This window comes from Microvirga arvi, from assembly GCF_016892765.1.
In the GTDB taxonomy this organism is placed as follows: Bacteria; Pseudomonadota; Alphaproteobacteria; order Rhizobiales; family Beijerinckiaceae; genus Microvirga; species Microvirga arvi.
In genome coordinates, this window is sequence record NZ_JAFEMD010000011.1 from 1 (window position 1) to 16,372 (window position 16,372).

Annotated in this window: 17 protein-coding genes; 7 read left to right on the forward strand and 10 right to left on the reverse strand. The window is 58.3% G+C overall.

The window, feature by feature from the left end; translation table 11 throughout:
- A partial coding sequence (locus ILT44_RS08725; RefSeq protein WP_204239195.1) for a hypothetical protein occupies positions 1-311 on the forward strand: 311 nt, incomplete at its 5' end.
- Between the two features lie 98 nt (positions 312-409).
- On the opposite strand, the gene ILT44_RS08730 is transcribed toward ILT44_RS08725, so the two are convergent.
- The 6 genes from ILT44_RS08730 to ILT44_RS08755 all read right to left on the reverse strand — a co-directional run bounded on the left by ILT44_RS08730 (position 410) and on the right by ILT44_RS08755 (position 6,997).
- Complete coding sequence (locus ILT44_RS08730) at positions 410-1,942, reverse strand: UxaA family hydrolase (protein ID WP_239468025.1); 1,533 nt, start codon at positions 1,940-1,942, stop codon at positions 410-412.
- Between the two features lie 91 nt (positions 1,943-2,033).
- The gene (locus ILT44_RS08735; protein ID WP_204239197.1) at positions 2,034-3,083 is read right to left on the reverse strand and encodes an L-idonate 5-dehydrogenase; all 1,050 of its coding nucleotides are present in this window, start codon (positions 3,081-3,083) and stop codon (positions 2,034-2,036) included.
- Entirely contained in the window at positions 3,080-4,486 is a 1,407-nt protein-coding gene (locus ILT44_RS08740; RefSeq protein WP_204239198.1) for a TRAP transporter large permease, read from the reverse strand. The genes ILT44_RS08735 and ILT44_RS08740 overlap by 4 nt, the downstream gene beginning before the upstream one ends.
- Positions 4,487-4,530: 44 nt before the next feature.
- Positions 4,531-5,103 (reverse strand): TRAP transporter small permease, encoded by a 573-nt coding sequence (locus ILT44_RS08745; RefSeq protein ID WP_204239199.1) that lies wholly within the window; start codon positions 5,101-5,103, stop codon positions 4,531-4,533.
- A 104-nt stretch (positions 5,104-5,207) separates the two neighbouring features.
- Positions 5,208-6,191 carry a sialic acid TRAP transporter substrate-binding protein SiaP gene (locus ILT44_RS08750; protein ID WP_239468027.1) on the reverse strand — a complete coding sequence of 328 codons (984 nt, stop codon included), beginning with the start codon at positions 6,189-6,191 and terminating at the stop codon, positions 5,208-5,210.
- Positions 6,192-6,196: 5 nt separating this feature from the next.
- Positions 6,197-6,997: a FadR/GntR family transcriptional regulator gene (locus ILT44_RS08755; protein ID WP_204239201.1), complete on the reverse strand. Its 801-nt coding sequence runs from the start codon at positions 6,995-6,997 to the stop codon at positions 6,197-6,199.
- A 591-nt stretch (positions 6,998-7,588) separates the two neighbouring features.
- Between ILT44_RS08755 and ILT44_RS08760 the strand changes: the two genes are divergently transcribed.
- Positions 7,589-8,623, forward strand: a complete 1,035-nt coding sequence (locus ILT44_RS08760; protein ID WP_204239202.1) for an Ldh family oxidoreductase — start codon at positions 7,589-7,591, stop codon at positions 8,621-8,623.
- Between the two features lie 48 nt (positions 8,624-8,671).
- The gene (locus ILT44_RS08765; RefSeq protein WP_204239203.1) at positions 8,672-8,881 is read left to right on the forward strand and encodes an IS6 family transposase; all 210 of its coding nucleotides are present in this window, start codon (positions 8,672-8,674) and stop codon (positions 8,879-8,881) included.
- A gap of 477 nt (positions 8,882-9,358) precedes the next feature.
- Here the strand turns inward: ILT44_RS08765 and ILT44_RS08770 are convergent, their stop codons facing one another.
- A complete protein-coding gene (locus tag ILT44_RS08770) occupies positions 9,359-9,775 on the reverse strand; it encodes a hypothetical protein (RefSeq protein ID WP_204239204.1) in 417 nt (138 codons plus the stop codon).
- A gap of 536 nt (positions 9,776-10,311) precedes the next feature.
- Between ILT44_RS08770 and ILT44_RS08775 the strand changes: the two genes are divergently transcribed.
- From ILT44_RS08775 to ILT44_RS08785, 3 genes are all read left to right on the forward strand, one after another.
- Positions 10,312-11,655 (forward strand): hypothetical protein, encoded by a 1,344-nt coding sequence (locus ILT44_RS08775; RefSeq protein ID WP_204239205.1) that lies wholly within the window; start codon positions 10,312-10,314, stop codon positions 11,653-11,655.
- A 115-nt stretch (positions 11,656-11,770) separates the two neighbouring features.
- Positions 11,771-12,724, forward strand: coding sequence for an aldo/keto reductase (locus ILT44_RS08780; RefSeq protein ID WP_239468021.1), 954 nt, complete (start codon positions 11,771-11,773; stop codon positions 12,722-12,724).
- Positions 12,725-12,832: 108 nt separating this feature from the next.
- Positions 12,833-13,924, forward strand: coding sequence for an alkene reductase (locus ILT44_RS08785; protein WP_204239207.1), 1,092 nt, complete (start codon positions 12,833-12,835; stop codon positions 13,922-13,924).
- Between the two features lie 137 nt (positions 13,925-14,061).
- On the opposite strand, the gene ILT44_RS08790 is transcribed toward ILT44_RS08785, so the two are convergent.
- From ILT44_RS08790 to ILT44_RS08800, 3 genes are all read right to left on the reverse strand, one after another.
- Entirely contained in the window at positions 14,062-14,364 is a 303-nt protein-coding gene (locus tag ILT44_RS08790) for a hypothetical protein (RefSeq protein ID WP_204239208.1), read from the reverse strand.
- 25 nt (positions 14,365-14,389) lie between these two features.
- Positions 14,390-14,539, reverse strand: a complete 150-nt coding sequence (locus tag ILT44_RS08795) for a hypothetical protein (protein WP_204239209.1) — start codon at positions 14,537-14,539, stop codon at positions 14,390-14,392.
- A gap of 105 nt (positions 14,540-14,644) precedes the next feature.
- Entirely contained in the window at positions 14,645-15,223 is a 579-nt protein-coding gene (locus ILT44_RS08800; RefSeq protein ID WP_204239210.1) for a dihydrofolate reductase family protein, read from the reverse strand.
- A gap of 132 nt (positions 15,224-15,355) precedes the next feature.
- On the opposite strand from ILT44_RS08800, the gene xth reads away from it, so the two are divergent.
- Positions 15,356-16,141 (forward strand): exodeoxyribonuclease III, encoded by a 786-nt coding sequence (xth, locus tag ILT44_RS08805; protein ID WP_239468029.1) that lies wholly within the window; start codon positions 15,356-15,358, stop codon positions 16,139-16,141.
- Positions 16,142-16,372 lie beyond the last annotated feature (231 nt).

The window sequence follows — 16,372 nt, forward strand, 5'->3', positions numbered from 1 at the left end:
GTCCACTCCGCGCCCGGCCTCGGCTCATGCCTCAGCTTAACGACACCGTCTGTCAGATTAAGTCCAAACTACTTCAGTTTTGCCAAGGATCATCCGTCGGACTGCTCTGGTCCGGGTTTGATCCGCGGGAGAACGCGCTCCACATCCTGATCCGCCGTCGATTGCAGCCTTGCATCGGGTGCTCGTGCCGCGTCGTGCTCACGCAGCACTTCGGCGACAGCTTCAGGGTCAATCTCCTGGGCTTGGATGAGCAAACGATCAGCCTCCTCATTATGGCCGACTGCCTGTTCATGCAGGCCCTGTTCCGCTAGTCTACGAGCCTGCGCCGCTGAGCCCAGATCTACGCCGGCCTGATCTTGTGTGCTATTTGCCACATTGCCCTCCTCTCACAAGGCATTGTGCCTAATGATCACACGGTCACGCCCAACGGCCATGGCGCGAACTCGGCAGAGCCGAAATCATACAGCTCACTTTTCGTGCGCTCGCCGGAGGCAACCCGTAGGATCAAGTCAAAGATACGCTGTCCAGCCTCCTGCACGCTCTCCTCACCATCGACGATCGTGCCGCAGTTGACATCCATGTCCTCTTCCATGCGCCGGTACATAGACGTATTGGTCGCGATCTTGATCGATGGCGACGGCTTGCACCCGAACACGCTGCCGCGTCCCGTGGTGAAACAGACCACGTTGGCTCCGCCGGCAACCTGACCCGTGGCCGAGACGGGGTCAAAACCCGGGGTATCCATAAACACAAAGCCGCGTGCTGTCACAGGTTCGGCATACTTGATCACGTCAACGAGGTTGGTGCTGCCGGCCTTGGCCATGGCACCGAGCGACTTTTCCAGGATTGTGGTCAGCCCACCAGCTTTGTTGCCAGGTGACGGGTTGGCATTGATCTCCGCTCCGTGCTTGTGCGTGTACTCCTCCCACCAACGCATAAGCTCGACCAGTTTTTCGCCGACCTCACGGCTTACCGCCCGACGGGTGAAGGTGTGCTCGGCACCATACGTCTCGGTTGTTTCGGACAGGATCACTGTGCCACCGTGGCGCACAACAAGGTCGCTGGCGACTCCGAGGGCCGGATTGGCTGAGACACCGGAATAGCCGTCCGAGCCGCCGCATTGCAGCGCCACCTTCAGCTCACTCGCAGGCACCGTCTGGCGCTGCACCCTGTTCGACTCAGCCAAGACCTCTCTCACGAAGGCTATGCCAGCCTCAACGGTCTTGCGGGTACCGCCCATACTTTGGATATCCATATTGCGGATCCGGTCAGTGAGTTTGTGCTCCTTCAACATCCCGCTGATCTGGTTCACCTCACAGCCAAGGCCGAGAACCACGATATGGGAAAAGTTCGGATGACGGGCATAGCCGGCGAGTGTGCGGCGCAGCAGCTGGAGCGGCTCGCCTTCCGTCATGCCGCAGCCCGTTTTGTGGGTCAACGCGACTACGCCATCAACATTCGGGAATTCGGCGAGAGGATCAAAGCCCGTGAAGGGGTGACGCTTGAAGGCATCTGCCACCAAGCTGGCTGCATGGGCGCTGCAGTTTACCGAGGTTAGAATGCCGATGTAGTTACGGGTTGCCACACGCCCATCCAGGCGGCGGATGCCCTCGAAGGTGGCTGGGGTGTCGACATACTCTGTCGGCTTTACATCTTGGCCATAGGCATAGTCTTTCGTGAACTCACCCATGCCGAGATTATGAACATGCACGTGCTGGCCCGGGGCAATCGGAGCTGTGGCGAAGCCAATGATCTGGTTGTAGCGCCGTACCGCCTCGCCTGCAGCGATCGGGCGCACAGCGACTTTGTGTCCAGCCGGAATCCGATCATGAACTGCAACACCGTCTGCAACTTGCGCACCCGGCAACAGTGTCGCACGTGCTATTACCACGTGATCGTGGGGGTGAAGGCAAATCACCGGATGGGACGTGGCAGTATGCATAATCATAGAAGATACTTCCTCACCGCTCACGAAGAGCATCTCAGGTGCACAATGATAGTGATCAGCCAATTCTTACATCAGATAATCCGGCTTAAGAAGCTGTCAGGACGACTTTAACGCTCTGGGATCGATCTAGAGCTGCGCGGAAACCTTCCGTAGCTTCGGAAAGCGGAAACTCGGAGGTGATGATGGAAAGGACGTCAATCCTTCTGTCGTCGATAAGACCGACAGCTTGCTCGAATTCCTCGCCAAAGCGGAAAGAGCCCTTGAGGTCTATTTCCTTAGCCATAACAGCGTTGGCAGGGACCGGGATCTGGCCGCCAGGCAAATTGCCGACTTGAACGACGGTACCACCGCGACGCACGTTGGATATCGCTGAAGCTAAACCGGAGGCCGTTCCAGAGACCTCAAAGGCCGAGTCAAAAGACTTGGCTTTAGCAAGCTCATTCAGAGCATCCTCGCCGCCAGAGATATCAACGGTATGATCAGCGCCTAGACGCCGCGCGAAAGCAAGCGGAGCATCGGCTATATCGACAACTGCGACCTCCGATACTCCGGCCAATCGAGCAGCCAACATTGTCAGAAGGCCGATAGGACCTGCGCCAAATACAATTGCTTTTCGCCCTTCCACCTGGCCAGCCCGACTGATGGCGTGAAGACAAACGGCAAGGGGCTCTGCCAGCGCTGCAGCGGCTATTGGCGTACTGTCCGAAACTTTGACACACTGGGCCGGGATGACATCGAAATATGTGGCAAAGCCCCCCTGCATGTGCGGGGTCTTTGACGCCGATCCCATGAAATAGATATTCTCGCATAGGTTCGGACGGCCTTCTTGGCATCTTGCGCAGTGACCACACCATCGTGATGGGTTGACTGCGACACGATCGCCGATCTTGAGGCTTCCGCCGTCAGCCGCGATATCCACGATCTCACCCGCAATCTCATGGCCAAGGATTAACGGGGATTTCACAACGAAATCTCCGGTTCGACCATGTCGGTAGTAATGCATATCTGACCCGCAGATCCCGCCTGCGCCAAAGCGCACCCGAACCATGCCGGGAGTTAAAGGATCAAGCGGAACTTCTACCAGGCGAAGATCGTCGGCTCCGAAAAGCGTTGCAGCAAGAGCAATTTCGGTCACTTTGCCACTCCCATCGTTCGCGGCAGCCAGAGTGTTAATTCAGGAATATAGGTGATCGCGATAAGCGCAAGCAGCAGCGGAATCAGCCAAGGAAGAATTGCCACGGTCGTACGCTCAACCGAGAGCTTCGCCACACGAGCCAGTACGAACAGGACCATCCCGAGAGGTGGATGAAGAAGACCGATCATAAGATTGAGGGTGATGATCAAGCCGAAGTGAATGGGATCAATGCCGAGCTTGAGTACGATAGGGAGAAGGATCGGCACAAGGATGGTGATAGCTGCGATCGTGTCGATAAAACAGCCAACAAACAGCATCAACAAGTTGGCCAACAGCAGGAAGACCCATTTGTTCTGCGTGATACCGAGGATCGCGTCCGATAGAATCTGGGCGGCCTGACTTACCGTGAGGAGCCACGCAAAGATTGATGCGGCTGTCACGATGAACAGTACCGAAGCTGTGGTCTCAATGGTGTCGAAGGTTGCTTTGACCAGCGTCCTCAAGGTCATCGAGCGATAGCGCACGAGACCGAGGAAGAGTGACCAGATTACTGCGGCGACGGCAGCCTCAGTTGGTGTGAACAATCCGAGGGTCATGCCGCCGATCAGGATCACGGGTGCCATCAGGGCCATGACAGCGGAGAAATCGAAGTACCAGTCGAGTGCGAGGAGAACCGCAAGCGCAACGCCGATTGCAACGTTGGTCGACAAGCCGAACTGGACCATGGCCCAGACCGCGACCGGGAACATCAGGACAACGATGACCTCAATCGTCGCGTTGCCGAGTTGGCGCCAGGAAAACGGACTGTCACTCCCCCAACCATTCTTATGGGCGAAATAAGCCACTGTTGCCATCATCATCAGTGTCATGACGACGCCGGGGATTAATCCTCCAAGGAAAAGCGCTCCAATAGAAACGTTGGCCATCATGCCGTAGATCACGAATGGCAAAGACGGCGGTATGATCGGCCCGAGTGTCGCGGAAGCGGCGGTCACGCCGACGGCAAATTCAGTCGAGTAACCGTGATCCTTCATAGCCTTGATCTCGATTGTGCCTAGGCCAGCGGCGTCAGCGATTGCAGTTCCCGACATTCCGGAAAATATGACTGAACCAATGATGTTGACTTGACCCAACCCACCCCTCATCCAGCCGACCAATGCCACCGCGAAGCTGTAGATCCGCCCCGTGACGCCAGCAGTATTCATCAGGTTGCCTGCGAGAATGAAGAACGGCACGGCAAGTAGCGGAAAGCTCTCCACCCCGGCGATCATGCGCTGAGCCAGGACGACATCGGGCGCTGTTCCCGTTGCAAGGATGTAAATCAGGGATGAGACGGCCATCGCTAAAGCGACCGGCAGGCCAAGGAGCATCAAAGCGAGGAACGAACCGATCAGGATAAGCATGGGTGAGCTCCGACCAATCTTAGGACACAGAACTATTGAAGTTGTTAGATCGGGGCTGCGTCAAATGCTTCTGGTCTCTCCAGAATAGAGTAGCCGCGGCGCCAGTTATCAATCGACACCTGAACTGATCGGAGAAACATCAGGATGAACCCGACGAAGACACAGCCATAAACCCAATTCTTCGGCAGCATGATCGTGGTCATGGTCTCGCCTTCCACAATGGCCATGAAGTTCCACACCAGGTAGGCTCCGTAGGCGAAGAAAAGCGTGCGTATGGCATCGATCACCGTTGCCAAAGCTCTTGCTAGCTTTGGTGGTAGGTAGCGGAAGAGCAGATCAACATGGATATGGCGACCCAAGCGAACGCACATCGCAGCCCCAAGAAACACCACTGCTACCAGGCAGTAGGTTGCAATCTCTTCGGTCCATGCGAAGGAATCATTGAGCACGTATCGCGTGAAAAACTGCAGAAAAACCGCGAAGGCCATCAGCCAGAAGATCGCTAATGTCGCCCAGTCCTCAATACCATATTGCTTGAGATCGACCTCAGGAGCGGGCTCCTCGAAAGCGTGGGCAAGTTCTTCAGCCGTGATCTCAGTGTGAACCTCAGGCTTCATCCCGTTCACTCCAGAATTATTGTTGAATAATCGAGACGGTCGACGTTTGCCAGTCAGTAGCCTGCCAGGGAATTTAATATCTCCTGGCAGAGCAAACACGAGCCTTACAACGCAGGCTCGCTCTTGATGGCTTGGATTTTATCGTAGTCGGCTTTCCGATATCCGAAAGATTCAAACGTAACGTTCTTCAGGACAGACTGCTTGAAATCTTCCTTGTCGACCTCAGAAACCGTCAACCCTTTTTCTTTGAAGAAGCCGACGAGTTCTTTCTCCTTGGCCTGAATTTCAGCAGTGGCGCGGGTTGCTGCTTCCTGGGCAACCTCCGAGAAGATTTTCTTGTCTTCGTCAGAAAGCTTCTTCCACAGATTGGCGGACACCACCGTGTTGAGATGGTCGACGATATGCCCTGTAAGGGCGATGTGTTTCTGCACCTCGTAGAACTTCTTGGCCTCAATCGTAGTCAGAGGGTTTTCCTGAGCCTCGACAGTTCCGTTCTGAAGCGCAAGATACACTTCTGCGAATGCGATTGGAGCAGTGTTGGCGCCACACGCGCGGGGCATCGCCAGGTAGGCTGGCACGTCCGGAACGCGGATCTTCAATCCTTTCATGTCAGCACAAGTCTTTATGGGCTTGTTCGACGATGTGTGGCGCGCGCCATAATAGGTCACCGCAAGGATCTGGTGTCCGGTCTTGTCCGTGTAGCCCTTGGCAAGCTCCTTGAATACGTCGCTCTTGGTGTAAGCCAAGAGATGATTCGCATCTCGAAAAACGTATGGGTAATACGTGACGCCGATGGGTGGATAGCTTCGTGCGGCAAAGCTGGACCCTGAAATGATCATGTCGACAGAACCAAGAGATAGACCCTGATTGATGTCAGTTTCCTTGCCAAGCTGCGATGAAGGATAGACGTCGATTGTGTAGCGCCCGTTGGTGCGCTTGGCGACTTCGCCGGCGGCCCACACTGACTGCGTGTGGAATGGCTCGTTAGGCTCGTACACGTGAGCCCATTTCAGCTTCGTTTGGGCCTGAGCATTTCCTCCCGCAATTGCGAGGCCAAGTACAGCTGCTGCAACCGCTGACCATTTCATTGTCGTCATACTTTCCTCCTGCTGGTTTTCGTTTGCAGCTCGCGCGGGCTTTCCGCTCGACTGCGAAGGACGGGCGTAACCTTGCCCGATCGGTGGGACAGCACTGCAATTTCACCGAAACTTTTCGAAAAGCGCTCTTGAGAGAACTTCAAGTGTTGTCTCATCGCCTGCCGCGCTGCTTCAGGATCGCCGGCTGCGATGGCATCGCGGATGACGCGGTGCTCAGCGAGGGCCTGGCTCCAGGTGCTTGCATCTTCGAAATAACTTGCCAAGCGCCGGAAGTAGGGATTCATCCGTTGATCAAAAAGCTGCCCAATGAAGCGGGCTAACATCCCATTCGAAAGAGACGCTGCGATTGCTACGTGGAATTCGCGATCAAGGGAGATCCACTTATCATTGCCGCCAGATTTTTCCATCTGGGCAAGAATTCCATCAAGGGTGCTGACATGTTCGGGATCTGCGATAATAGCCGCTTCTGCTGCCACGGAGGGCTCTAAAATCTCACGCGCATGCAGAATTTCGAATGGACCTTCAATCGACGTTTCGTCAAAGGGTATTTTCGACTTCAATGCTGACGGTCCCAGAACGTAGATTCCGGAACCTACATTGATGCGAACAAGACCTTCGACTTCAAGGGCAATGAGCGCTTCCCGCACACTTGTGCGAGAGACCTGGAGACGGTCGGCAAGGTCGCGCTCAGAAGGCAGCCGTCCGCCAACCGGGTACTCACCGCTATCAATCAGATCGCGTAAGTGCTTGGCAATTTGCCGGTAAAGCCGCCGTGACTCATCGACCTTGAATGACAAGGCCTCCCTCCTGCGATCGCTTCCCACCCCCAAGCCGGTTATCCGCGGCCGTCATTTCTGGATTGGTCCGGCCAATTCTCTTAAAAAAGATAGTAATATCTGTAATATGTCAAGTGAGATTAGTTCAGCGCAGGCACTGGCAATGCGCCTGAACAATCGACTTTAGGCGACTAGGTTCATCATAACTTGCCCTCCCTGGATTGAACGACAAGGGAGAAAGTCTACTAGGAGCCGGCGGAGCCAACGAGCTTCAGAACACAAAGGAAGCTGAAACGATCCACCTTAGACTTTCGGCTGATTGAGTAGCTTAAATCCTGCGCCCCTCACTTACAGTGAAGTATGTAAGTTTCATTCCGGATACTTGGCCCTTATGCGAGCAGGGATTAGGCCTAGTCGGCGTACAACGTTTATCTGATCTCTAAGACATCCTATCGCGCCTGTTTTCGCTATCCTGGCATCTGACGACGCCTCGCATGTGACGGGTCAGACACTTTATGCTTGCGGCGGAGTTGCCTCATCGCCGATTTTTAAGGTCAATTGCGCGTCGTAAACCGGCGGCATCTCGAACGCGAGAAATCAAAAGAGATTCATGTGACAGACCTTATTATTGCTTCACTGGACCAGCTTGAAACCCAAACTTTCGCCGGACTCCGGAACGCCGGCGCCGATGAAGCTTCAGCCGATGCAGCTACTCGTGCCATGCTGCACGCGTCGCGCCTTGGAATCGACAGTCATGGGGTCCGGCTTGCGCTACATTATGCCCGCGTGCTGCGGAGCGGACGTGTCAATCCAACGCCAAAGATGCAGATCCGCCGCACGGCCTTAGGCTCTGCCGTTCTCGATGCCGACAACGGCCTCGGTCATGCCGCCGGTTACGCGGCGATGGAACTGGCCTGCAACTTGGCGAAAGAAGCTGGGGTTGGTGCAGTCGGGGTGATCAACTCGTCCCATTTTGGCGCTGCCGGTGCCTATGCGCTTGCTGGAGCCGAGGCTGGCTTCATCGCAGTTTCGATGTCGAACACGGACTCGATCGTTGGCCTTCACGGCGGAGCTGAGCGGTTCCATGGAACCAACCCCATCGCTATCGGAGCACCCGTTCCAGACCAAAAGCCTTGGCTTTTGGACATGGCGACATCGTCAATCCCTTTCAACCGCGTGCTCCTCTACAAAGCCTTGGATAGGACTCTGCCCGAGAGTGTCGCTGCCGATCAATCAGGCAAGCCGACCCAAGATCCTGCCCTTGTCGAGATGCTGATGCCACTCGGAGGAATTGACTTCGGGTTCAAGGGAGCTGCCCTGGCCGGAATGGTAACCCTGTTTTCAGCAATATTGACTGGCAGCACCCTAGATCATGAGATGATCCGGATGGCTGAGACGCATGATTTTGAGACACCCCGTCGGATGGGGCATTTTTGCCTTGCGGTTGATCCTGGTCGGTTCGTGGGACGGACCCTCTATAACGAGGCCATCAGCCGCTATCTCGCCGCACTCCGGACGAGTGCGGCCCGTGAGGGGCAGACCGTCATGGCGCCGGGCGATCGAGAATGGGCGGTCGAGGTTGAGCGGCAGCGCAGCGGCATCCCAGTGGATCAGGAAACTGCGCAATTCTTGGGATTGATCCCATAGGGTATTGTCAGGCTGGTGGGGGCTTGGGCGTACGGCAGGATCGTCAGTATGAGTACGAGGTCCAATCCTTATCGCGGCTTCCGCTTACCTGCCAAAATCATCAACCAAGAAGTTTTACTGTATCATTGCTTCAGCCTGAGCCTGCGGGATGTCGACCTGATTTTGGCCGCGCGAGGCGTTGTGGTCGGCTACGAAACCATCCGTGAATGGGGACTGCGGTTCGGAAGGACCTATGCCAACAGCCTCAAGCGGCGATAGCCGATCTTGGACGACTCAGCTGGACATATCCGCTCTTTGGCTCCGCCTAGCCAGAATGTGAGTGAGCTTCTCCTGTCCCAACGTTTGGCTCCCTATTGGCTACCTGGAGACAAAGGGTTCAAAAGGCAGATGCTGGTAACCCTTTGATATCGTTGGTGAGCGCGCCGGGACTCGAACCCAAGACCCTCTGATTAAGAGTCAGAGGCACTGTGAGCCCCAGAACTAAAATAATCTCTAGCTTCTGCAGCTTAGCCAGAGCGATTGTGTGTAGATCAAATTACTCTGTGCTCGAAGTGCCAGTGGCTTCAGGTCCCGCGACCAAAAACATAACGCACCAGTGCCCCTACAGAAAATCATAGGGGTCTTTTTGCTGTTCAGGGAATATCCTCAAGCCGAAAAGTCTTCTCTGCAGTCACAGAGAGGACTTCTTCCGTTCTGATGTAATGCGGCCAAGTGTGCGCAGGAGCCGGTGCCCTCTCAGGCAACCTGGCCGACGGGATCAAGTTCGGCATCCATGGAGAACCGCTCAAGTTGAACCGCGTAAGCTGCTTCCAGCCCCTTGAAGCGCAGCTCCGGTTCCGGTTCGGTCCGCTCCAGTGCCGCCGCAAGGCGATTGCAGAAGCGGTCGGACGCGGACAGAAGGATGCGCAGGGACCTTGCCGATGGAGGGGTTCCCGATGAAGCATCCGTTACGAGCACTGCAGCGGCAGCATAGAGGTCATCGACCGCAGCCTCCGTACCTGGATCGCGTTTGAGCAGGCTCATGGTGTTGATGAGGAGAACGCGCAGGTCATGAAGGTCACCTGCCCTGCCCGCTTGGACAAGGAGATTGACGACTTTTTTGACAGCTTCGATTCTTTGATTGATCGTTTGTGCAAGAGCGGTATCGGTCATGAGCCTCCCCCTGTCGGCAGTGCGCGAAATCCTTTGGGACTCACGAGTTTCAGCATGCGCTCTTATGGTTAACCAATACTTACGACCGGGCCGAAAGCGAGGCATCTTCGGTGTTTTGGGCGTCCTTCATCGACTTACCCGGAAACTTTCCCTCGCAGCACTTTCAAGCATTGTGATTTATCCGAAAGCTGACTACATCAGCGGGCCACCCGTGATTTGAACCATCCGTCATGCCGCTGCAGAACATCCCTCATCAACCGCACATGGTTGCCTTGCGAAGCGCGGGCTTCGCGAGGAGATGCTGCCTCATGCATGATCATGAGCTGCGACCTGAACCAAGTCCCACACAAGGGGCTCAGGCGGCACGCTCCGTCAGAACCAATGCCCTGCCTGGGGTACATTACACCTTGATGCCGGCCTGACGTTTACCCGTCGCCGGCCCGATCCGGCGAACTCCCACTCCTTTGCATTCGGTCCTCGTCCGCAATGCAGGCTCGCCGGATCCCAGCCCAGCTGAGAAAAGGAGAAGCCCTGCAATGAACAGGGTCTGGACGGAAGAAGAACTCGACATCCTGCGTCGCGATCGGGAGGCCAAGGTGCCTGTCCCCGTGACCGCAGCGAAACTGGGAAGACCTGTGCCGGCGACTTATGCCAGAGCCCGGCTGATCGGCACGCTGGTCCAGCCTCACCAATCCTGGGATGAAGCCGGCGTCACCCGCCTGCGCGAACTCGTCTGCGCCGATCCGCCCATGACGGACAAACGGATCGCTGCCGAGCTCGGCAGAACCGTGACCCAGATCCGCTGGAAGATGCAGGATCTCGGCCTTATCGGCGTGCGGGATCTCTCCAAGCTCGCGAAGATGACCGCAGCGGAAGCGGCTCGTCCGAGAGCCGCCAATTCCTCAGTAACAAAGGCTGTGATGGAGAAGCCGACAGCTCAACAGCAACCCGTTTGTCAGTCGTCCCCAAAGCGCGCTGCACATCCGCTTCAGGCCGTCATGGCGCCCTCTTGCATCGCGCCCGTGGCGAGGAATCCTCAGGCGGCTTTGGAGAGCGCGGTCAAGATTCTTGAAACCGCCATGGCCGAGCGTCTGAAGAGCTCCATTGCAGAGACCGAGGCCGGAATGATCAAGGCGGCTCGCGCTGCCATTGCCGAAAAGGGCCGCATCGATCAGCGGCTCGTCGTTCGGGTCAAGCGCGTCGCCGAGGCAGAGGCCCGCCGCCAAGCCGCCGCGGAGCAGGCCGAGGTGGAAGCGAAAAGAGTTGCGGCAAAAGCCGAGGCCAAGCGCAAAGCCGAAGAGGCGGCACGCCGGCGCCGGGAGCAGGAATTGTACGACAAGGCTCAGGTTACTGCCTCTCGCCCTGTCGAGAAGCCGAGGCCTGCGGAGAGGAAGCGCATCGTGCCTGCTCTTCAGGGCATCTCACGGGACGCGACACCCCGCCCTGCTCTACCCGCTGCATCGTCTTCAGTCCCGAAGATCGTCGTGACCGAGGCCCCTGCCGCCATCAGGATGGTGGAAGAACCGGATCCGGCTTCATCGCAGGTCTCCGGCCGCGGCGGCTGGAAATCCGTCCGCCGGGATCCCGCACGCGTTCTCGCTCAGGCGAAAGCCAAGGCCAAACCGGCGAACCGCGCCGATGCGGTGGATCTCGCCCAGGCCGCTCAAGCCGCCATCGAGCGTTTCATTGCGGAACGGGGTGTAACCCGGACTGAATCGGGTGGCATCCAGACGGTGGTTTCCCGGCTTCAGGCCCGCGGCTACATCATCGTGCGCGACGAGGACGGTTGGACGATCGACCAACGACATCGGGTCCACAGCGAATCCGAGCTTGTCGCCTTCGCCGAGGCGCGCGGCATCACTTTGAGCGCTGCCGCGTGACCGAAGATCTCAGCGGCGTCAGATGCATCACCATCGCGTCGGACGCTCTTTCTTGCTTTATTGCCTTGCCCAGCCCCTTATCCGCCCCACATCGGCAGCGGATCAGGAGATCATGATGGACAAGCGCAGACTCGGTCGTTCGGATTTGATGGTTTCACCCCTTTGCCTCGGCGGCAATGTCTTTGGATGGACAGCCGACGAGGCAACCTCTTTCAAGCTTCTCGATGCCTACGCCGATGCCGGCCTAAACTTCATCGATACGGCGGATGTCTATTCCACCTGGGCACCCGGCAACACAGGCGGTGAGTCGGAGACCATCATCGGCAAGTGGATGAAGGCGCGCGGCAACCGCAGCAAGCTTGTGATCGCCACCAAGGTCGGCTCGGAAATGGGACCGAACCGGAAGGGCCTTTCGAAGGGTTACATCCGCTCGGCCGTGGAAGCCTCCCTTCAGCGGCTTCAGATCGACTACATCGATCTCTATCAATCCCATCGCGACGATCCCGATACGCCACAACAGGAGACGCTCGAGGCCTATGGGGAATTGATCCGGGAGGGAAAGGTCCGCGCCATCGGCGCCTCGAACTTCACGGCTGCCCGGCTGAAGGAGGCCCTGGCAATCAGCGCCGAGCGCGGATTGCCGCGCTATGAGAGCCTGCAGCCGAAATACAATCTTCACGACCGCGCCGAATACGAGGCCGAACTGGAGCCTCTCTGCCGCCAGGAGGAGATCGGCGTCATTCCCTATTACGGCCTCGCCAGCGGATTCCTGACAGGCAAGTACCGTTCGGAGACGGACTTCGGAAAGAGCGTTCGCGGCGGGCGCATGGCGGCCTATCTCGACGACAGAGGCAGGCGCATTCTTTCTGCCCTGGACGATGTCTCGGCTCGCCTCGATGCGACACCGGCTCAGGTCGCCTTGGCCTGGCTCATGGCTCGCCCGGGGCTCACTGCGCCCATTGCCAGCGCCACGAGCTTGGAGCAGTTGCAGGACATCGTGAGAGCAACTAAGTTGCACCTCGATGAGTCCGATATCACAGAACTCGATAGAGCCAGCAAGTCCTCCTGAGACATCCGTTTTTTGCATGGCAGCTTTCCGTTGTTTAAGACGGGAAGCCTCTTATCTCGTGACAACCTGTGATACGGACAATTCCACAGGAATGAAACGAGGTTTTCTATGATCGCCGATGCCAATGCATTGTTTCAGCCTTTCAAGCTTGGAGACCTCACCCTACCGAACCGGATGATCATGGCTCCCCTGACCCGCAACAGGGCCGCTGAGGGTGACGTTGCGCGTGACATCACCGCAATCTATTATGCTCAGCGTGCGAGCGCGGGCCTTCTGATCTCGGAGGGCTCGCAGATCTCCCATCAGGGACAAGGCTATCTGCGCACGCCAGGCATCTATACGCCCGACCAAGTCGCTCATTGGCGCAGGGTGACTGATGCCGTCCATAAGGCCGGTGGGCGAATCTTTATCCAGCTCTGGCATGTGGGCCGCGTCTCCCACACCTCGCTCCAGCCGGACGGCGTTGCTCCTGTGGGCCCCTCAGCCCTCCGCGCACAGACCAGAACCATCATCGAGAATGGTTATGCCGAGGTTTCAGCCCCTCGCGCGCTCGAACTCTCCGAAATCCCGGGCATCCTGCGCGATTATGAGAATGCGGCGCGGAACGCGAAGGAGGCTGGGTTCGACGGCGTCGAGATTCACGCAGCCAATGGCTACCTGCTCGACCAGTTCATGAAGGACGGCTCCAACCATCGTACCGACGCCTATGGCGGCTCCATCGAAAACCGCGCCCGCCTCACCGTCGAAGCGGCAGAGGCCGTTTTGAAGGTCTGGGATAAGGGCCGCGTCGGCATCCGCCTCTCGCCCGCCAAGGTCAACGATGCGTTGGATTCCAACCCGCAGGCCCTATTCAGCCATGTGGTCGAAAAGCTTGACAAGCTCGGGCTTGGCTACATCCACGTGATCGAAGGTGCGACCCAGGGCGACCGGAACGCGGTCGATGTCGACTATGCCGGACTGCGCCGCTCCTTCCGCGGCGCCTATATCGCCAATAACGGGTATGACCGCGACATGGCTGCGGAAGCGGTGTCCAGCGGACGAGCCGACCTCGTCGCATTCGGCCGGCTCTTCATCGCCAACCCGGATCTCGTCGAGCGCTTCCGTCTCAATGCGCCTCTCAACGAGCCGAACCGTGCCACTTTCTACGGTGGCGACACTGAGGGCTACATCGATTACCCCGCGTTGAGCGAGGCGGCCTGACCGAGAGCATGGCTAGGCGCGGAGCCGGAGGTCCGCACGATGCGCTAGAGCATATTTCGGCGAAGTGGATCCGGTTCGCCGTCAAAATATGCGACGAGCCAAAGAAGAGAGATGATTCCACGTCAGTGGAAACAGCTCTAGCACGTGGAGCAGATGCCTTCCCTCGCCTTCTGCTCCAGTTGCTCTCCCTTTTGGAGAAGCTCCTCCTCTCGAGGAGACGGACCGACGGCGGAGCGCTCACCCGGTTGCAGCCGGTGAGTGCCGGAGACGCCTCCTGTGGTGTCGGGATCCGTCGACGAGCGGTTGGCGCTGGCGGCGGTCCCGCCCGTGCTTCCCTCGCTGCCGGGAGGTGGAATGGGGCCGCTGGTGGCATTATTGCCAGCGGTGCCGCCATCCTGACTGGGGCGGCTTCCGGTCATGGTGTCCGGCGTGCTTCTCATGCTGGTATTGCCTGCTCTCCCCGGGCTATTCGGCCCATTCTGTACGGGAGGCCGCAGAGTCGTGCCTGTCCTGCCCGGAGAGGTTGTCGAGCCGGTGGACGGTGCCGCGGTCGATGACGACGAACCGCCGGCGCCCCCGCCACTGCTGGAGCCGCCGGAGGATCCTTGCGCCCATGCGGCTCCTGCCAACAGGCAGCCTGCGATCAAGGCGGTGGAAAGGGCGAGATGACGCATGAGCGCCTCCTTTCGAGGGGCTGTCGGACGTCAACTCCAAGCAGAGTCATGAGTTTCCGGATACTCTCCGCCAAATCGCCAGAGTCACCGGACCTGCTACGTCCAGAACCTCACGCTCTTCCGGCCTCAACCCGCTTTCCGACAGGACGGTCTCGGCTCTCCTCCCATGCCGGCAGCCTGAAAAGACGGGAACTCCATCGGGCACAAGGGTGCCTTCCGCGCGCGTCAGGTGGAACGCAGTATATCCGACCCCGAGGAAGAGATCGAAGACTTGACGCCCTCCGGGTACGGCAACCCGGCCGCCCTCGGGCAGCACGGTTCGGATCGCTTGAGCCCACGGCACTTCGGCAGGGTTCCACCACCAGCCGTCAGATCGCCGCTCAAGCCCGGAGGAAGAGGTCGAGAGAACCATCCGCACGCGCCCTCTGGGGTTCGGATTGGCTTCGTGCCCGAGACGGCCGAGCACGGTCACGGCGGACTTGTTGAGCTCAGCCTGGAAGTAAGCCCAATCCGCCTCGTTGCGCAGCGCGTCGGGCGTTTGTCCCGACGCATCGGCAATGCAGTCATTGTCGGAGACGATGGCGTAGCCGTGGATCTCAACCTGGGGCATTTCGACCTTGGACATGGACCGGCCTTTTGCGGGGCGAGGGATCGATGGCTGCGCGAGCAACCATGGGGATTACAGCGAAGTTCCGGCTTGCCAGCCGAGGACGAAAATCCGATGAAGCAGATGAAACGGGAAAGCGGGGGTGCCGGCATGCGGATCGCGACGTGGAATGTGAACTCCATCAAGCAGCGGCTGGACCATCTCGCCACCTTCGTGAAGAGCGCCGACCCGGATGTCGTCTGCCTGCAGGAACTGAAATGCGTGGACGAGGCCTTCCCCCGCAGCGAGGTCGAGGCCCTGGGCTACAACGTCGTGACCCATGGCCAGAAGGCTTATAACGGAGTCGCCATTCTGTCCAAGCGCCCTCTCGAAGACGTGCGCCGCGGTCTTCCGGGGGACGACAGCGACGAGCAGTCCCGCTACCTGGAAGGCGTGCTTTCCACATCCACGGGCGCCGTACGGGTCGCTTCCATCTACCTGCCAAACGGCAATCCGATCGGGACGCCGAAATTCGACTACAAGCTTGCCTGGATGGACCGGCTGCGCGTCCATGCCCGCAGCCTGCTGGCGCTCGAGGAGCCTCTGATCCTCTGCGGCGACTACAACGTGATCCCCGAGGCGAAGGATGCCTACGATCCGGCGGCCTGGACCAGGGACGCCCTGTTCCAGCCGGAGAGCCGGGCCAAGTTCCGCGAGCTTCTCAACCTCGGCCTTGTCGATGCGGTACGCGCCTGCAGCGAGCAGCCTGGGCTTTATTCGTTCTGGGATTACCAGGCCGGCGCCTTCCAGCGGAACAACGGCATCCGCATCGATCACCTGCTGCTCTCAGCCCAGGCGCAGGACAGGCTGAAGACGACCTCGATCCGCAAGGAAGTGCGCGGTTGGGACAAACCCTCCGACCACGTCCCGGTCATCGTCGATCTCGATATCGAGTGAGAGCGAGAAGGCACTACTGTCATCTCCGGACTTATTCCGGAGATCCAGGTATTTGTCTCCCATCCCCCCTCATCCTGAGGAGGACCTTTAGGTCCGTCTCGAAGGAGGCTTCAGTGCTCCCTTGAAACTCCTTCGAGACGCAGACTGCGTCTGCTCCTCAGGATGAGGCTGTGTTTGCTGATACATAGATGGCCGGGACAAACCCGGCCATGACGATGGAGTGGTTCAGCC

What these genes read in the sequence shown, in the direction of transcription:
- ILT44_RS08730 (WP_239468025.1), bottom strand. Translation starts at nt 1,942, where the DNA reads ATGCATACTGCCACGTCCCATCCGGTGATTTGCCTTCACCCCCACGAT.
- ILT44_RS08740 (WP_204239198.1), bottom strand. Translation starts at nt 4,486, where the DNA reads ATGCTTATCCTGATCGGTTCGTTCCTCGCTTTGATGCTCCTTGGCCTG.
- ILT44_RS08745 (WP_204239199.1), bottom strand. Translation starts at nt 5,103, where the DNA reads ATGAAGCCTGAGGTTCACACTGAGATCACGGCTGAAGAACTTGCCCAC.
- ILT44_RS08750 (WP_239468027.1), bottom strand. Translation starts at nt 6,191, where the DNA reads ATGAAATGGTCAGCGGTTGCAGCAGCTGTACTTGGCCTCGCAATTGCG.
- ILT44_RS08765 (WP_204239203.1), top strand. Translation starts at nt 8,672, where the DNA reads ATGAGTACGAGGTCCAATCCTTATCGCGGCTTCCGCTTACCTGCCAAA.
- ILT44_RS08770 (WP_204239204.1), bottom strand. Translation starts at nt 9,775, where the DNA reads ATGACCGATACCGCTCTTGCACAAACGATCAATCAAAGAATCGAAGCT.
- ILT44_RS08775 (WP_204239205.1), top strand. Translation starts at nt 10,312, where the DNA reads ATGAACAGGGTCTGGACGGAAGAAGAACTCGACATCCTGCGTCGCGAT.
- ILT44_RS08780 (WP_239468021.1), top strand. Translation starts at nt 11,771, where the DNA reads ATGGACAAGCGCAGACTCGGTCGTTCGGATTTGATGGTTTCACCCCTT.
- ILT44_RS08785 (WP_204239207.1), top strand. Translation starts at nt 12,833, where the DNA reads ATGATCGCCGATGCCAATGCATTGTTTCAGCCTTTCAAGCTTGGAGAC.
- ILT44_RS08790 (WP_204239208.1), bottom strand. Translation starts at nt 14,364, where the DNA reads ATGAGAAGCACGCCGGACACCATGACCGGAAGCCGCCCCAGTCAGGAT.
- ILT44_RS08795 (WP_204239209.1), bottom strand. Translation starts at nt 14,539, where the DNA reads ATGGGCGCAAGGATCCTCCGGCGGCTCCAGCAGTGGCGGGGGCGCCGG.
- ILT44_RS08800 (WP_204239210.1), bottom strand. Translation starts at nt 15,223, where the DNA reads ATGTCCAAGGTCGAAATGCCCCAGGTTGAGATCCACGGCTACGCCATC.
- xth (WP_239468029.1), top strand. Translation starts at nt 15,356, where the DNA reads ATGCGGATCGCGACGTGGAATGTGAACTCCATCAAGCAGCGGCTGGAC.